This window comes from Paraburkholderia unamae (genome assembly GCF_003268775.1).
Taxonomy (GTDB): domain Bacteria; phylum Pseudomonadota; class Gammaproteobacteria; order Burkholderiales; family Burkholderiaceae; genus Paraburkholderia; species Paraburkholderia unamae.
On the sequence record NZ_QLSU01000002.1, the window covers coordinates 177,912 to 194,711 of the forward strand.

The following is a 16,800-nucleotide window of genomic DNA, read 5'->3' on the forward strand; positions in this document are numbered from 1 at the left end:
TCTTGAGACGACCGACAGTATGGCTTGTGCTTAACCGATCGTCATCAAATTCGCATTACCGCCCGCTGCTGCCGTATTCACGCTGACCGAACGTTCTGCAAGCAGGCGTTCGAGTGCGTAATCTTCATCGCCGTTGGCCAGCGCGTGCGCCGCTACGCCCTGCACCGAGACAATCGGGCCCGGACGTTTTGCCACTTCCCTCACGAGCGCGAGCAGCTCGTCGCTGTCGCCTTCGAAGAGCACCGCATCGAAGTCGGCGTCGGCCGTCTTCTTGATCGCCACGTGCGCTTTGAGCGACGCAGGCAGCGCATTCACCAGCGCTTCGCCAGCCGCGCCCTGGAACAGCGCGCGGTTGCCCGTCGCCAGCGCAACGGCGAGTTGCGCGCGCGCACCCGTTGCCGTCGCAGGCACGCACAGCACCGTGCCGCGCGCCGACAGCGTGTACGTATTGCGCTCGCCCGTCGGGCCCGGCAGAACCGCCGTGGCGCCCGCGAGCACGTATTCGAGGTAGCCGTCGCAGCGCGCCGCGAGTGCGGGCTCGCGCTCGGCGATGAGCCAGTCGCGCAGCGTCGTGAGCGCGGCATGAGCCGACTGCGGCGCCGTCTCGCCTTGCGGCGCGTCCACGATCAGCGCATCGGCAAGCGACTTCGGCAAGCCGGCCGGGCGCTTGGCGAGCAGACGCGCGAGATACAGCGCGCCACCCGCCTTCGGACCCGTGCCCGACAGGCCTTCGCCGCCGAACGGCTGCACGCCCACCACAGCGCCGATCACGTTGCGATTCACGTAGATGTTGCCCACGTGCGCGCGGCCGATCACATGCGCGATCGTTTCGTCGATACGCGTGTGGATGCCGAGCGTGAGGCCGTAACCCGTGGCGCGGATCTGCTCGAGCAGCTTGTCGAGCTGGCTGCGGCGATAGCGCACCACGTGCAGCACCGGGCCGAACACTTCGCGCTTGAGTTCGTCGAGGCTATCGAGCTCGATGAGCGTCGGCGGCACGAACGTGCCTTGCGCGCAGGTGTCGGGCGTAGGCATCTGCTGGACCGTGCGGCCCTTTTCGCGCATGCCTGCCACGTGCGTATCGATGCCGCGCTTCGCGTCGACGTCGATCACGGGGCCCACGTCGGTCGAAAGGCGGTCGGGGTTGCCCACCGCGAGTTCCTTCATCGCGCCCGTGAGCATTTCGAGCGTGCGGTCCGCCACGTCGTCTTGCAGGCACAGCACGCGCAGCGCGGAGCAACGCTGACCGGCCGAGTCGAACGCACTTTGCAGCACGTCCGCGACCACCTGCTCTGCGAGCGCCGACGAATCGACGATCATCGCGTTCTGGCCGCCGGTTTCGGCGATCAGCGGAATCGGGCGGCCATCGGAGTCGAGGCGCTCGGACAGCGTCTTGTTGATGAGGCGCGCGACTTCGGTCGAGCCCGTGAACATCACGGCGCGCGTGCGTGCGTCGGCAACCAGCGCCGCGCCCACGGTTTCGCCGTCGCCCGGCAGCAGTTGCACCGCGCCAGCCGGCACGCCGGCTTCGCGCAGGATGCGCACGGCTTGCGCGGCGATCAGCGGCGTTTGTTCAGCGGGCTTCGCGAGCACCGTGTTGCCGGCCGCGAGCGCGGCGGCCACCTGACCCATGAAGATCGCGAGCGGGAAGTTCCACGGGCTGATACACACCACGGGGCCGAGCGGGCGATGCGTGTCGTTCGAGAACTCTTCGCGGATCTGCGTGGAGTAGTAGCGCAGGAAGTCGATCGCTTCGCGAATTTCTGCCACAGCGTTCGGCAGCGACTTGCCCGCTTCGCGCACGATCAGGCCCATGAGCGTGTGCATCTGCGCTTCGAGCAGGTCGGCGGCGCGCGCGAGGCAATCGGCGCGCGCTTCGACGGGCGTAGCCTGCCAGATCGGCGCGGCGGCCACGGCGTGCGAGAGCGCGGCGCTCACGTGCTCGCTCGTTGCTTCCACAACGGTCCCGACCAGATCGCGATGATCGGCCGGATTGCGCACGTCGCGCGCAGTGCCTTCCGCGAGATCGATATCGGCAAGCATCGGCGCGGCGCGCCACGGATGATGCGCGCTCGCCAGCAGCGCCGACGAAAGCGACGCGAGACGATGCTCGTTCGAGAGATCGAGGCCCATCGAGTTGAAGCGCTCGCTGCCGAACAGCTCGCGCGGCAGCGGAATCTTCGTGTGCGGCGCGCCCAGCGGCACGACCTTCGCGGCTTCGTCGATGGGGTTCGAGACCAGTTCGGCGACCGGCACGGTTTCGTCGGCGATGCGGTTCACGAACGAGGTATTCGCGCCGTTTTCGAGCAGGCGGCGCACGAGATACGCGAGCAGCGTTTCGTGCGTGCCGACCGGCGCGTATACGCGGCACGGGCGGTTCAGCTTGCCCTGCGAGAGCGGACCCGTGACTTCTTCGTACAGCGGCTCGCCCATGCCGTGCAGGCACTGGAATTCGTACTGGCCGGGATAGTAGTTCTGGCCCGCGAGGTGATAGATCGCCGAGAGCGTGTACGCGTTGTGCGTGGCGAACTGCGGATACACCGCGTCCGGCGCGCCGAGCAGCTTCTTCGCGCAGGCGAGGTACGAGACGTCCGTGTAGATCTTGCGCGTGTACACCGGGTAGCCTTCGAGGCCATCCACCTGCGCGCGCTTGATTTCCGTGTCCCAGTACGCGCCCTTCACGAGGCGCACCATGATGCGGTGACGGCTGCGGCGCGCGAGATCGACGATGTAGTCGATCACGAACGGGCAGCGCTTCTGGTAAGCCTGCACCACGAAGCCAATGCCGTTCCAGCCCGCGAGTTCCTGGTCGAAGCACAGCGCTTCGAGCAGGTCGAGCGAAAGCTCGAGCCGGTCGGCTTCTTCGGCGTCGATATTGAGGCCAATGTCATAGCGGCGCGCGAGCACGGCGAGTGCGCGCACGCGCGGCAGCAGTTCGTTCATCGTGCGTTCCTGCTGCGCGCGCGAGTAGCGCGGATGCAGCGCGGAGAGCTTGATCGAGATGCCCGGACCTTCGTAGATGCCACGGCCGCCCGCGGCCTTGCCGATGGCGTGGATCGCCTGCTCGTACGATGCGTAGTAGCGCTGAGCATCGGCTTCCGTCGTCGCGGCTTCGCCGAGCATGTCGTATGAGTAGCGGAAGCCGCGTGCTTCGAACTTGCGGCTGTTGGCGAGCGCTTCGGAGATGTTCTCGCCCGTCACGAACTGCTCGCCCATCAGGCGCATGGCCATGTCCACGCCCTTGCGGATCAGCGGCTCGCCGCCCTTGCCGATCATGCGCGTGAGCGCCGACGAGAGGCCGGTTTCGCTGTTCGTCGTGACGAGCTTGCCGGTGATCATGAGGCCCCAGGTCGCGGCGTTCACGAACAGCGACGGCGCGTGGCCCACGTGCGACTTCCAGTCGCCCTTGCTGATCTTGTCGCGAATGAGCGCGTCGCGGGTGGCGCGGTCGGGAATGCGCAGCAGCGCTTCGGCGAGGCACATCAGCGCCACGCCTTCCTGGCTGGAAAGCGAGAACTCGTGGATCAGGCCTTCCACGCCGCCGCCCGAGCGCTTGGCGCGCAGCGTTTCGACGAGCTTCGTGGCGAGCTTCGTGACGTCGCCCGTGAGGTTGGCCGGCAGGCGCGCTTCGCCGATCAGGAACGGCACGCACTCAGGCTCGGGGCGGCGGTAGGCGGCCGTGATGGCCGCGCGCAGCACCGACTGCGGTTGCACGTTCTGGGCGAATTCGAGGAACGGGTGCGATGCCGCTTCGTCGTCGTCGCCGGTAGCACCCTCGGCGAGATCGGTCGCACCCACATGGCCGTTGAGTTCCGGGGGCAGCTGGCCATGCTCGATTTTCTCGAGGTAGGCGAAGATCGCCTGCTTGATGAGCCAGTGCGGCGTGCGCTCGAGGCGCGTGGCGGCGTCCTTGAGACGGGAGCGCAGGAGATCGTCGACTTTGACGCCAAGTGTGGTGCTAGCCATGTTTCCTTCGTATGCCGGCTGACCCGCACCGGCGGTGACTAAAAAGTTGGCGAATCGTAACCCCACCAATAAAAAGGTGCAACCACTCTCTTGAAATGGTTGCACCACACTGAAAGCCTTGCGTGACGGGCGTTGCGGCGGACGGCCGCCGGCCGGGGCGCGAAGGTTGCGCTCGGTATTTTCCCTGGCTCTACAACACGCAGGACAACCCTAATCGATTCCGCGGCCGTGCCGTTATACAAACACAACGGGGGTTGTAGATCACAAGAAAGAGCAGCAAGAGCGAAGGGACCGGAAAATGGAAAAGATGCTGGTGATTGCAGGAATCTGGACGATGTGCGCCCTGTGCGCCGTGTTCTTCATGCGCGGCGCGACGGCGCCCGACGAGCGCCGCATGACCTTGAAGCGAGCGGCGCGAGCTCAGGTGGCCGACACCGCCGGCCAGTAAGCGGGAAGCGCAGGACGGGAAGACGGGGAAACTGCGCCGGGCTACGGCCCGGCGCGGTTTGATCGATCGCGGCCCGGCTAGATGTCGAGCGGATCGACCTCGAGATTCCAGCGCAGCACGCCGCGCAGCGCGCGCAAGGCGGGCTGCCACGCGCGCAGCGTTGCCTGTAGCGCGGCTCGCGACTGGCTCTCCACGAGCAGTTGCGCGCGATGCACGTTCATCACCTTCACGATGGTGAGCGGCACCGCATCGTAGGCCATGACGCGCCCGGCGGCCGGGAGCGCCGTGAGCGCAGCCGCCGCCTGGGCGAGAAACGCCAGCGCGGCTTCCAGCGTGCGCCCTTCGGCGCGCAGCAACGCCTGATAGACGAACGGCGGCAGGTGCGCGTCGCGCCGCTCGGTGAGCGTCGTATTCGCAAATCCCACGTAGTCCTGGCGCGCCAGCGCGTGATAGAGCGGGTGGCGCGGATAGCGCGTCTGCACGAGCACCTCGCCGGGCAGTCCCGCCCGGCCCGCGCGCCCGCTCACCTGCATCAGTTGCGCGAAAAGCCGCTCGCTGGCCCGAAAATCATGCGAAAAGAGCGCATTGTCGGCGTTCAGCACGCCCACCAGCGACACGCGCTGGAAGTCGTGCCCCTTCGCGATCATCTGCGTGCCCACCAGGATGTCGACGTCGCCCGCGTGCACGTCGGAGAAAAGCGCCTGCGCGCTGCCCTTGCGGCGCGTGCTGTCGGCGTCGATGCGCAGCACCCGCGCGCCCGGCACCGCGCTCGCGAGCGCCTCCTCGATGCGCTGCGTGCCGCGCCCCATCGGCGCGATATCGACGTTGCCGCACTCGGGGCACGAGTGCGGGATGCGCGACTCCCAACCGCAGTGATGGCAGCGCAGCGCCCGCTCGGGCTTGTGCAGCACGACGTAGGCGCTACAGCGCGGACAGCCCGCCACCCAGCCGCAGGCGTCGCACGCGAGCGTGGGCGCGTAGCCGCGCCGGTTCAGGAACACGAGGCTCTGCTCGCCGCGCTCGAGGCGCGCCTTCATCGCCGCGACCAGCGGCCCCGAGAGCCCTTCGAACGACGCGCGGCCGCGCCGCCGCTCCTCTTCCAGATCGATGAGCTTGACCGTGGGCAGCACCGCCTCGGCAATCGCGCGGCGCGAAAGCGTGAGGCGCGTATAGCGGCCCTGTTCGGCCTGCCACCAGCTTTCGAGCGAAGGCGTGGCGGAACCCAGCACCACCGGCACGCCGAGCTGCTTCGCGCGCCACACGGCGAGATCGCGCGCCGAGTAGCGCAGCCCTTCCTGCTGCTTGTAGGCGGGATCGTGCTCCTCGTCCACCACGAGCATCGCGAGACGCGGCAGCGAGGCGAGCACGGCGAGCCGCGTGCCGAGCACGATGCGCGCGCGGCCCGTGTGCGCCGCGAGCCAGTTGCGGGCGCGCTCGCCTTCGGCAAGGCCGCTGTGGAGCGTGACGATGGCCTCGTCGGCGAGCGTGGCCGCGAAGCGCGTGCGAAACGCCGCTTCGAACTGCGGCGTAAGATTGATTTCGGGGACGAGCACGAGCGCCTGCGCATCCGGCTCGCGTTCGAGCAAGGCCGCGAGTGCGCGCAGATACACCTCGGTCTTGCCGCTGCCCGTCACGCCGTGCAGCAGGAACGGCGCGAAACCGCCCGCCGCGCCGATGGCCTCCACGGCCTCGGCCTGCTCGTCGCTCAGGCGCGGCACGGCCACTGCGGCGCCGGAACCAGAGGCGCCGTTCGAGGCGCTCCCTGCCGCGCCGAACTCGATGCTTTCGTGTTCCACCCAGCCCGCGTCGCGCCAGGCGTCCAGCGTCGCAATGGCCTTCGGGTGCACCGCGCGCGCCTCGGCCGCTTCGAGTTCGCCCGCTTCGGCCAGCGCCTGCGCGAGGCGGCGCAGCGCCTGGGCGCGAGCAGGCAAGGCATCGGGTAGCGCGGCGCGGCCCGCCGGCAGCAGGCGGTAGCGTTCCTCGGGCGCGAGCAGACGCGCCCAGCGCGAGGGATCGCGCAACGCCTGCGGCAACGCGGGCAGCGCGACCTCGCCCAAGCCCCGCTGGTAGTAGTCGGCGGCGAAACCGGCCAGCGCGAGCCATTGCAGGGAAAGCGGGGGACAGGCGGCGCACACGGCAAGCACGTCGCGCAGCTTGTTGGCCGGCACGTCGCTGTGAGCGTTCACTTCGCAAATCAGGCCAACCACGTCGCGCCGCCCGAACGGCACGCGCACGAGCATGCCGGGCTCGGGCACGCAGGCGTCCAGCGTGTAGCGATAGTCGTAGAGCGCGTCCAGCGGATGATCCAGCGCCACGCGCACGTACGTTTCCGTCATGCCGCGCCCCCAGGGAAGTTCCGTAGAACGGCGCGCCGACACCCAAACCTCAAGTAAAACTTGAGATTCCACGCTAAGTTTTGGATTCCGCAGAACAATCGCGCCCCCGATCCTGCGCCTGTGGATAACTTTGTTGAGAACTCGCCGGGCGCCGCCACGGGGCGCCCGCGCCCGGCCGTTATGTGGGATACCGCACAGAGCGCCGTGGAGCGCCGAAACCCTTGTCTGTCAAGGGTCTGATTGATTCTGCTCTGACTCGCATGGCGATCTGCGGCAATCTTTCCCTCTTGCGCGCCGCAACGAGACAAGTGTGAATAAGTCAAGTCTTGACAGGACCGAATTGGCGTCTGGATGGCCTCTTGAGCCCGGTCATACCCTGGTAGCCGGAGCCCAGCTCGCTGCAACGCAACAAAAGCGTCACACTGTCGCAGCGCGAATCGTCCGGCTGTGACGATGCACTTCGTCCACGAGTTCGGCCACGTTTTCGGGCGGCGTGAACTGCGAAATGCCGTGGCCGAGATTGAACACGTGACCCGGATGCGCGCCGAAACTGTCCAGAACCGCGCGCGCCTGCTCACGGATTGCGGCCGGCGACGCGAACAGCACCGTGGGGTCCAGATTGCCCTGCAAGGCCACGCGATCGCCCACGCGCTCGCGTGCGCGGCCGAGGTTGACGGTCCAGTCGAGGCCCACCGCGTCCACGCCCGTATTGGCGATTTCGTCGAGCCACAGGCCGCCGCCCTTCGTGAACGTGATGACCGGCACGCGCTCGCCGTCGTGCTCGCGCTTGAGCTGCGCCACGACCTGCGCGATGTAGGCAAGCGAGAAGCGCTGGTAGGCGCCGTCCGCGAGCGCGCCGCCCCACGTGTCGAAGATCATCACGGCCTGCGCGCCCGCTTCGATCTGCGCGTTCAGGTAGGCGGCCACGGCCTGCGCGTTGACTTCGAGAATGCGCTGCATGAGGTCGGGGCGCGCGTACAGCATCGACTTCACGGTGCGGAAGTCGTCCGAGCCGCCGCCTTCGACCATATAGCAGGCGAGCGTCCACGGGCTGCCCGAGAAGCCGATCAGCGGCACGCTCTGGCGTCCCTCGGCGTTGGTGAGCGCGCGGCGGATCTCGCGCACCGCGTCGGTCACATAGCCCAGCGTCGCGCCAATGTCGGGCACGGCGAGGCGCGCCACGTCGTCTTCGGTGCGCACGGGATGCGCGAACTTCGGCCCTTCGCCCGCCTGGAACGAGAGACCGAGGCCCATCGCGTCGGGAATCGTCAGGATGTCGGAGAACAGGATCGCGGCGTCGAGCGGATAGCGTTCGAGCGGTTGCAGCGTGACTTCGGTCGCGTAGTCGGGATTCTTGGCCAGACCGAGGAAGCTGCCCGCGCGGCTGCGCGTGGCGTTGTACTCCGGCAGATAGCGGCCCGCCTGGCGCATCAGCCAGATCGGCGTGTAGTCGGTCGGCTGACGCAGCAGCGCGCGCAGGAAGGTGTCGTTCAGGAGATTGTGTGCCACGTGCGGGATGCGCAAAGTCGCGCCTGGGTTCGGAAGCAAACAAGCATTTTACCGGAGCGGCCGCCGCGCCATGCCGCTGATGGGCGAGATTGGAAAGCGCCATGACGTCGCAACCCGCGCGCTGCCTACCCAGGTAAGTCCGCGCTTAACTGCCGCGCATACGCGGGCTATCATCAAGCGCCTTTCCGAAACATGACTTCAACAGAACCAGATCCTGCCGCGCATGCGGTATGGGACACAGGAGACACGATGAAAAAAGCCGCCCTCGCCCTGACCGCCGCGCTGCTGAGCGCCGGCGCGCTCGCCCAGTCCGCCGGCGCACCGGCCGCGGCCGCCGCGCCTTCGCGGCTCGACGAAATCATCGCGCGCGGCACGCTGCGCGCGTGCACGACCGGCGACTACAAGCCCTACTCGTTCTACAAGCAGGACGGCACGTTCGAAGGCATCGATATCGACATGACGGAGTCGCTCGCGAAGTCGCTCGGCGTGAAGGCCGAGTTCGTGAAGACCTCGTGGTCGAATCTCATGAACGACTTCCTCGCGAAGTGCGATGTGGCGGTGGGCGGCGTGTCGACCACGCTCGATCGCCAGAAGCGCGCGTTCTTCACCGAGGCCTATCAGGTCGACGGCAAGACGCCGATCGTTCGCTGCGACGACGTGAACAAGTATCAGACCGTTGCGCAGATCGACCAGCCCACGGTGCGCGTGATCGTGAACCCCGGCGGCACGAACGAGCGCTTCGCGAAGCAGTTCTTTCCGCATGCGAATCTCATCACGTATCCCGACAACGTGACGATCTTCAAGCAGATCCTCGCGGGCAAGGCCGACGTGATGGTGACCGACGCTTCCGAGACCATGCTTCAGCAAAAGCTGAACCCCGGCTTGTGCTCGGTGCATCCGGACAAGCCGTTCCAGTACGGCGAAAAAGCGTGGATGGTGCCGCGCGGCGACGTGGTGTTCCAGCAGTACGTCGACCAGTGGTTGCATCTTGCGCGCGCGAGCGGCGAATATCAGGCAATCTCCGACAAGTGGCTGAAGTGAGTGAGCGGCGATATCGCGCGCCTCGTGCTGCGCTTCTCACTTCCCGCTTCTCGCCTGGCGTTTCGACCCTTGGAATTGCTACGGTGAGTTGCAAAGCGTATCCGCAATACGAGGCGCGCAATCCTTGCATTTCGCGCACACACCCGGCTGCCACGCATTGCGCATGCGTGCGCCCCATCAAGCCCATGCGCGCGATGCCACGGGCCCAATGCCCGCGCAGCGGGCCTTTCGTCATGCAATACGAATCCTGGTTCGCGACGACGCATTCAAGCTGTCTGACGCCGCGTGAAAGCCGCGGTAAAAATGACTTCCGCAAAACGCTCAGGATGGCAAAAAGTCCCGCGAAGCCTTATCCCACGGGCGTTACAACCTGAAACACTTTGTTACCGCGAAGCTACTCTAATTCGCCCACAATGCCTTCAACGGTTTCAACACGGATGTGGCTTGGTGCCAGTGTGAGCGGACACAAAACACCAGCCGGTCGGCCCTGTGCCGAAGCCCTCTCGAGGGGCATCCTTGCTGGAGCCGTGACCGGCGTCTACGACGTTTCATGACCCGGCTCCTCCTTTGGTCTCCTCGCGCTAACCCCGTAGCGTGTGGTTTTTAGCGGGCTCCAGGCCCGCTTTTTTTTCGTCCTCATTTTCCGCAGCGCCTGGCCGTTCTTCGCCGGTCATCGCACTGCGCACACTCCCTCCGCCGCCAGACGATTGTTCGGGTTCCCGAGCATTTTTTACGCGCCCGGTTTCACGCGCCTGGAAAAGCCGCGGCGGCGTGTTGCATCGTCCGCCGCGGCCGTCTCCGTCAAGCTGTCTTTTGCTCGCTGATCTTGAGTTCGTCGATCATGCGCGCGCGCATCACGAACTTCTGCACCTTGCCCGTCACCGTCATCGGCAGCTCGTCGACGAAGCGGATGTACTTCGGAATCTTGTAGTGCGCAATCTGCCCCTGGCAGAACGCCTGAATGTCCTCCGCCGTGGCCACTTCGCCCGGACGCAGCACGATCCACGCGCACACTTCCTCGCCGTACTTCGCATCGGGCACGCCGAACACCTGCGCCGACTGCACCTTCGGGTGGCGGAACAGAAACTCCTCGATCTCGCGCGGATAGATGTTCTCGCCGCCGCGAATGAGCATGTCCTTCAGGCGGCCGACGATGTTGCAGTAGCCTTCGGCGTCGATCGTGGCGAGGTCGCCCGTGTGCATCCAGCCATCGACGACCGATTCGGCCGTCTTCGCCTCGTCGCCCCAGTAGCCCTGCATCACCGAATAGCCCTTCGTGCACAGCTCGCCCGTCTCGCCCACCGGCACGATGTTGCCGAGCGCGTCGACGATCTTTACTTCCAGATGCGGCTGAATGCGGCCAACGGTGGTCGTGCGCTTGTCGAGCGGGTCGGTGGTCGAACTCTGGAACGACACCGGGCTCGTCTCCGTCATGCCGTAGGCGATGGTGATCTCGCCGAGATGCATCTTCGAGACCACGCGCTTCATCGTCTCGATCGGACACGGCGAGCCGGCCATGATGCCCGTGCGCAGCTTCGAAAGATCGAAGCGCGCGAACTCGGGATGATCGAGCTCCGCGATGAACATCGTAGGCACGCCGTGCAGCGCCGTGCAGCCCTCTTCCGAAACGGCTTCGAGCGTTGCGCGCGGATCGAACGCCTCGCCGGGGAACACCATGTTCGCGCCCACCGACACGCAGGCGAGCACCGCGAGCACCATGCCGAAGCAGTGATAAAGCGGCACCGGAATGCACAGCGAATCCTGCTCGGTGAGGCGCATCGCCTGGGCGATGAAGCGCCCGTTGTTGAGCACGTTGCGGTGCGTGAGCGTCGCGCCCTTCGGGTTGCCGGTCGTGCCGCTCGTGAACTGGATGTTGATGGCGTCGTCGGGCGAGAGCGTCGCGTTGATCGCGTCGAGCCAGGCCGTGCCGTCGCGGGCAATGCGCTCGCGGCCCATCTCAACGAGTTCGCTAAAGCAGAGCATGCCGGGCGTGGCCGTGTCGCACATGCGCACGACCGCGCGCAGCTCGGGCAGCCGCGCCGCCTGCAACCGGCCGGGCTGGGCGCTCGCCAGCTCGGGCGCGAGCGTTTGCAGCATCTCCAGGTACTTCGACGTCTTGAAGCTCTCGGCGGAGACGATCGCCTTGCAACTGACCTTGTTCAACGCGTATTCGAGCTCGGAGAGCCGATACGCGGGGTTGATGTTGACGAGCACCGCGCCCATGCGTGCGGTGGCGAACTGGGTCAGCAGCCATTCAACACGATTGGGTGACCAGATGCCCACCCGGTCGCCCTTGACGATGCCGATCTCGGCAAAGCCGGCGGCGAGCACGTCCACTTCGGCGGCGAACTCGCGCCAGTTCCAGCGGATGCCCTGCTCGCGAAACACCACGGCCGGGCGCTCCGGAAACCGGCTCGCGGTGTCGAGCAGGAACGTGCCGATGGTCGCGTCGCTGAGCGGCACCTCGGTCGTGCCCCGCACGTAGGAAAGCCCGTCTTTCGGCGCGATGAGCGCCTCATGTACACCGGGCGCGGCGCTCGCGCCTGCTGCGTCGATTGCCATGATTGCCGTCTCCTGGGGAGCTTCACTCCCGCGTTTGAAATGAATTTGAAAACGATTGTGCCACCGGCCTGACCGGCGACGGCATCAAGTCTTACCCGCAGCACATGCCCCGGGTTCGGGTCCGTCGCCTCCTCCTGCGCCGGTCACGAAGGCATGATTTGGCATTACCTTTCCGTAAACGTCAAGTATGTCAGAGCGTTTTGGTCGACCTCCGCCGCTCACGCCATTTATGCCGTTTTTTCATCACCATGCCATCCGGCGCGGCTTGCATTTTCGGCCGCCCGCGTGTGCTTTCCGGCCCCCAAATGCGAAAAGGCTCCCCACATGGGGAGCCTTTTCGCTTCGGCCACCGCGCCACGAGAGCGCGCGCCGGAATCAGTGCTGATTCATCTTGCGCAGGCGCTGGATCGCCGCGAGTTGTGCGACCGCGTAGGCCAGTTCGGCCTGGGCGGTGGCGTACTCGAGGTTCGAGCCAGAGTTCTGCAACGCCTCTTCGGCGCGCTTGCGCGCTTCCGTGGCCTTCGCTTCGTCGAGATCCTTGCCGCGGATCGCGGTGTCGGCGAGCACCGTGACGGCGCCCGGCTGCACTTCGAGAATGCCGCCTGCGACGAACACGAATTCCTCGTTGCCGTCTTCCGCCACGATACGCACGGCACCCGGACGAATCCGCGTGATGAGCGGCGTGTGGCCCGGCAGAATGCCCAGCTCGCCCGCCTCGCCCGGAAGCGCGACGAACTTCGCCTGGCCGTCGAAGATGCTCTCTTCGGCGCTCACGACGTCTACCTTGATGGTTGCTGCCATATGTGTCGACTCCTGGGGTTAATCGGTTGCGGCGGCGAATAAGTAACGTGTTACTTATTCGCCCGTTGGCAACTCAACCCTTACTGGATCTTCTTGGCCTTTTCGAAGGCTTCGTCGATCGTGCCGACCATGTAGAACGCCTGCTCCGGCAGGTGATCGCATTCGCCGCCAACGATCATCTTGAAGCCGCGGATGGTTTCCTTCAGCGGCACGTACTTGCCCGGCGAGCCCGTGAAGACTTCCGCGACGTGGAACGGCTGCGAGAGGAAACGCTGGATCTTGCGTGCGCGGGCGACCGACAGCTTGTCTTCCGGCGACAGTTCGTCCATGCCCAGAATCGCGATAATGTCGCGCAGTTCCTTGTAGCGCTGGAGCGTCTGCTGCACGCCGCGCGTGATCGAGTAGTGCTCTTCGCCGATCACGTTCGGGTCGATCTGGCGCGAAGTCGAGTCGAGCGGATCGACTGCCGGGTAGATACCCAGCGAAGCGATGTCACGCGACAGCACGACGGTTGCGTCCAGGTGGCCGAAGGTCGTAGCAGGCGACGGGTCGGTCAAGTCGTCCGCAGGGACGTACACGGCCTGAACCGAGGTAATCGAGCCCTTCTTGGTCGACGTGATGCGCTCTTGCAGCTTGCCCATCTCTTCTGCCAGCGTCGGCTGATAGCCCACTGCCGACGGCATACGGCCGAGCAGTGCCGACACTTCCGTGCCAGCCAGCGTGAAACGGTAGATGTTGTCGACGAAGAACAGCACGTCGAGGCCTTCGTCACGGAAGTGCTCTGCCATCGTCAGACCCGTCAGCGCGACGCGCAGACGGTTGCCCGGCGGCTCGTTCATCTGGCCGTACACCAGCGCGACCTTGTCCAGAACGTTCGAGTCCTTCATTTCGTGGTAGAAGTCGTTGCCCTCACGGGTACGCTCGCCCACGCCCGCGAACACGGAGAAACCACCGTGTTCTTTCGCGATGTTGTTGATGAGCTCCATCATGTTGACGGTCTTGCCCACGCCAGCACCACCGAACAGGCCAACCTTGCCGCCCTTTGCGAACGGGCAGATCAGGTCGATAACCTTGATGCCGGTTTCGAGCAGTTCCGCCGACGGCGACAGATCTTCGAACGCCGGAGCCTTCTGGTGGATCGAGCGCGTCGTTTCGCTCACGATCGGACCGGCTTCGTCGATCGGACGGCCGAGCACGTCCATGATGCGGCCGAGAGTCGGCTTGCCGACCGGCACGCTGATGGGCTTGCCCGTGTTCTTCACGACGGTGCCGCGACGCAGGCCGTCCGATGCACCCAGACAGATGGTGCGGACAACGCCGTCGCCCAGCTGCTGCTGGACTTCGAGGGTCAGTTCCGAGCCATCGAGAATCAGCGCGTCGTAGATCTTCGGCATGTGCTCACGCGGGAATTCCACGTCGATCACCGCGCCGATGCACTGTACGATCTTGCCTTCTACCAAAGCAGTTGTACTCATCGATTTTCCTTTAGATACCTGAATTCTTCACTCGCTCACCGGTTCAACACCGGCGCGGTTTCGCAATCGGTTCGCGCCTGTCGCTCGATCAAACGGCTGCTGCGCCGCCGACGATTTCCGAAAGTTCCTTCGTAATCGCGGCCTGGCGACTCTTGTTGTACGAGAGTTGCAGTTCGTTGATGACCGTCTTCGCGTTGTCCGACGCCGCCTTCATCGCGACCATCCGGGCCGACTGCTCCGAAGCCATGTTTTCCGCCACGGCCTGATAGACCAGGGCTTCGACATAGCGGACCAGCAGTTCGTCCACGACGGTTTGCGCGTCCGGCTCGTAGATGTAGTCCCACGCCGACTTCGGCGTCGTGCCGTCGTCATTTGCTTCGAGACGCTCGGCCGACAGCGGCAGCAGTTGCTCGATCACCGGCTCCTGCTTCATCGTGTTGACGAAGCGCGTGTACGCGAGGTACACAGCCGAGAGTTTGCCTTCCGAGTACTGGTCGAGCTGCACCTTGATCGCGCCGATCAGCTTTTCGAGGTGCGGCGTGTCGCCGAGTTGCACGACGTTCGAGACGACCTTTGCGCGCAGACGATTCAGGAAACCGAGGCCCTTGCTGCCGATCGCCGTTGCTTCGACCGACTTGCCGGATGCTTCCAGATCCTTCAACTTCTGTAGCGTTGCGCGCAGCACATTGGTGTTCATCCCGCCGCACAGACCCTTGTCGGTCGTAACGAGAATCACGCCGGCGACCTTCGCATCGTTGTTTTCCACCATGAACGGGTGGCGATACTCGGGGTTCGCACGGCTCATGTGCGCAGCGATGTCGCGGACCTTGTCGGCATACGGGCGGGCGGCGCGCATGCGCTCCTGGGCACGGCGCATTTTCGACGCCGCGACCATTTCCATCGCCTTGGTGATCTTGCGCGTGTTTTGCACGCTCTTGATCTTGCCGCGAATTTCCTTCATTCCAGCCATTGCTTGCTCCTTTGTCGACCCGAGTCTGCGCCTGAGCGCTTACCCGGGTCCCAGTCCGTTTATCGTGAGGGATTCCCGGACGGATCAGTATGCGCCGGACTTCTTGAAGTCCTTGAGAGCCGCGTGGAGCGCGTTCTCGTCGTCCTTCGACAGGTCCTTCTTGTCCTCGATGCGCGCGACGAGGTCAGCGTGCTTCGACTTCAGGTATTCGCGCAGGCCCTTTTCGAACGGCAGGACGTCCTTGACATCGATGTCGTCGAGGTAGCCGTTGTTCGCCGAGAACAGCGCCACGGCCAGTTCCCACACTTGCAGCGGCTGGTACTGCGGCTGCTTGAGCAGTTCCGTCACGCGGCGGCCGCGCTCGAGCTGCTTGCGGGTCGCTTCGTCGAGGTCCGATGCGAACTGGGCGAACGCCGCCAGTTCACGGTACTGCGCGAGGTCGGTACGGATACCGCCCGACAGCTTCTTCACGACCTTCGTTTGAGCCGCACCGCCAACGCGCGACACCGAAACGCCGGCGTTGATTGCCGGGCGGATGCCTGCGTTGAAGAGGTCGGTTTCCAGGAAGATCTGGCCGTCGGTAATCGAGATCACGTTCGTCGGAACGAATGCGGTCACGTCGCCGGCTTGCGTTTCGATGATCGGCAGTGCCGTCAGCGAACCCGTCTTGCCCTTGACTTCACCGTTCGTGAACTTCTCGACGTAGTCGGCCGACACGCGCGCGGCGCGCTCGAGCAGACGCGAGTGGAGATAGAACACGTCGCCGGGGTAAGCTTCGCGGCCCGGCGGGCGGCGCAGCAGCAGCGAGATCTGACGGTATGCCCAGGCTTGCTTGGTCAAGTCGTCATAAATGATCAGGGCGTCTTGACCGCGGTCGCGGAAGTATTCGCCCATCGAGCAGCCCGAGTACGGCGCGAGGTATTGCAGCGCGGCCGATTCCGAAGCCGAAGCGGCCACGACGATCGTGTATTCGATCGCGCCCGTTTCTTCGAGCTTGCGCAGCACGTTCTGGATCGACGAAGCCTTCTGACCGATGGCGACGTAGATACAGATGAGGTCCTTGCCCTTCTGGTTGATGATCGTGTCGACGGCCACCGCGGTCTTGCCGCACTGACGGTCGCCGATGATCAGCTCACGCTGGCCACGGCCGATCGGCACCATCGCGTCGATCGACTTCAGACCCGTTTGCACCGGCTGCGACACGCCTTCACGCCAGATCACGCCCGGAGCGATCTTTTCGATCGCGTCGGTCAGCTTGGCGTTGATCGGGCCCTTGCCGTCGATCGGGTTGCCGAGCGGGTCGACCACGCGGCCGACCAGTTCCGGACCCACCGGCACTTCGAGAATGCGGCCCGTCGTCTTGACGATGTCGCCTTCCGAGATGTGCTCGTACTCACCCAGAATCACCGCGCCGACCGAGTCGCGCTCGAGGTTCAGCGCGAGGCCGAAGGTGTTGCCCGGGAATTCGAGCATTTCGCCCTGCATCACGTCCGACAGGCCGTGGATACGCACGATGCCGTCGGTCACGGAGATCACGGTGCCCTGGTTGCGAACGTCGGCGCTCGCTTCAAGGCCCTGGATCCGGCTCTTGATCAGCTCGCTGATCTCAGAGGGATTGAGTTGCATTATTCGCTCCTGATGTTCAATTCTGTTGCGTGCCAGCCGCCGCGCCCGATCCCTGGGATCGAGGCG

Annotated in this window: 10 protein-coding genes; 2 read left to right on the forward strand and 8 right to left on the reverse strand. The window is 65.2% G+C overall.

Annotation, left to right across the window (positions count from 1 at the left end; all coding sequences use genetic code 11):
* Positions 1-30: 30 nt before the first annotated feature.
* Positions 31-3,966, reverse strand: coding sequence for a trifunctional transcriptional regulator/proline dehydrogenase/L-glutamate gamma-semialdehyde dehydrogenase (putA, locus tag C7401_RS03390; RefSeq protein WP_112169948.1), 3,936 nt, complete (start codon positions 3,964-3,966; stop codon positions 31-33).
* Positions 3,967-4,264: 298 nt separating this feature from the next.
* On the opposite strand from putA, the gene C7401_RS44820 reads away from it, so the two are divergent.
* A complete protein-coding gene (locus tag C7401_RS44820; RefSeq protein WP_165841756.1) occupies positions 4,265-4,414 on the forward strand; it encodes a hypothetical protein in 150 nt (49 codons plus the stop codon).
* A 77-nt stretch (positions 4,415-4,491) separates the two neighbouring features.
* Here C7401_RS44820 and C7401_RS03395 read toward each other — a convergent pair whose 3' ends face one another.
* Together C7401_RS03395 and hemE are read right to left on the reverse strand one after the other, a co-directional pair.
* Positions 4,492-6,750 (reverse strand): primosomal protein N', encoded by a 2,259-nt coding sequence (locus C7401_RS03395; RefSeq protein ID WP_112169949.1) that lies wholly within the window; start codon positions 6,748-6,750, stop codon positions 4,492-4,494.
* A gap of 417 nt (positions 6,751-7,167) precedes the next feature.
* Complete coding sequence (gene hemE / locus C7401_RS03400; RefSeq protein ID WP_112170278.1) at positions 7,168-8,259, reverse strand: uroporphyrinogen decarboxylase; 1,092 nt, start codon at positions 8,257-8,259, stop codon at positions 7,168-7,170.
* A 249-nt stretch (positions 8,260-8,508) separates the two neighbouring features.
* On the opposite strand from hemE, the gene C7401_RS03405 reads away from it, so the two are divergent.
* Positions 8,509-9,300 (forward strand): transporter substrate-binding domain-containing protein, encoded by a 792-nt coding sequence (locus C7401_RS03405; protein ID WP_112169950.1) that lies wholly within the window; start codon positions 8,509-8,511, stop codon positions 9,298-9,300.
* Positions 9,301-10,101: 801 nt separating this feature from the next.
* On the opposite strand, the gene C7401_RS03415 is transcribed toward C7401_RS03405, so the two are convergent.
* The 5 genes from C7401_RS03415 to atpA form a co-directional block, all read right to left on the reverse strand.
* Entirely contained in the window at positions 10,102-11,862 is a 1,761-nt protein-coding gene (locus C7401_RS03415) for an AMP-binding protein (protein WP_112169951.1), read from the reverse strand.
* Positions 11,863-12,237: 375 nt separating this feature from the next.
* Positions 12,238-12,663, reverse strand: coding sequence for a F0F1 ATP synthase subunit epsilon (locus C7401_RS03420; protein ID WP_112169952.1), 426 nt, complete (start codon positions 12,661-12,663; stop codon positions 12,238-12,240).
* Between the two features lie 80 nt (positions 12,664-12,743).
* Positions 12,744-14,138 carry a F0F1 ATP synthase subunit beta gene (atpD, locus tag C7401_RS03425; protein ID WP_112169953.1) on the reverse strand — a complete coding sequence of 465 codons (1,395 nt, stop codon included), beginning with the start codon at positions 14,136-14,138 and terminating at the stop codon, positions 12,744-12,746.
* An 88-nt stretch (positions 14,139-14,226) separates the two neighbouring features.
* On the reverse strand, positions 14,227-15,108 hold the full coding sequence (gene atpG, locus C7401_RS03430; RefSeq protein WP_112169954.1) for a F0F1 ATP synthase subunit gamma: 882 nt from the start codon (positions 15,106-15,108) through the stop codon (positions 14,227-14,229).
* An 84-nt stretch (positions 15,109-15,192) separates the two neighbouring features.
* Entirely contained in the window at positions 15,193-16,734 is a 1,542-nt protein-coding gene (atpA, locus tag C7401_RS03435; protein WP_112169955.1) for a F0F1 ATP synthase subunit alpha, read from the reverse strand.
* Between the last annotated feature and the right edge of the window lie 66 nt (positions 16,735-16,800).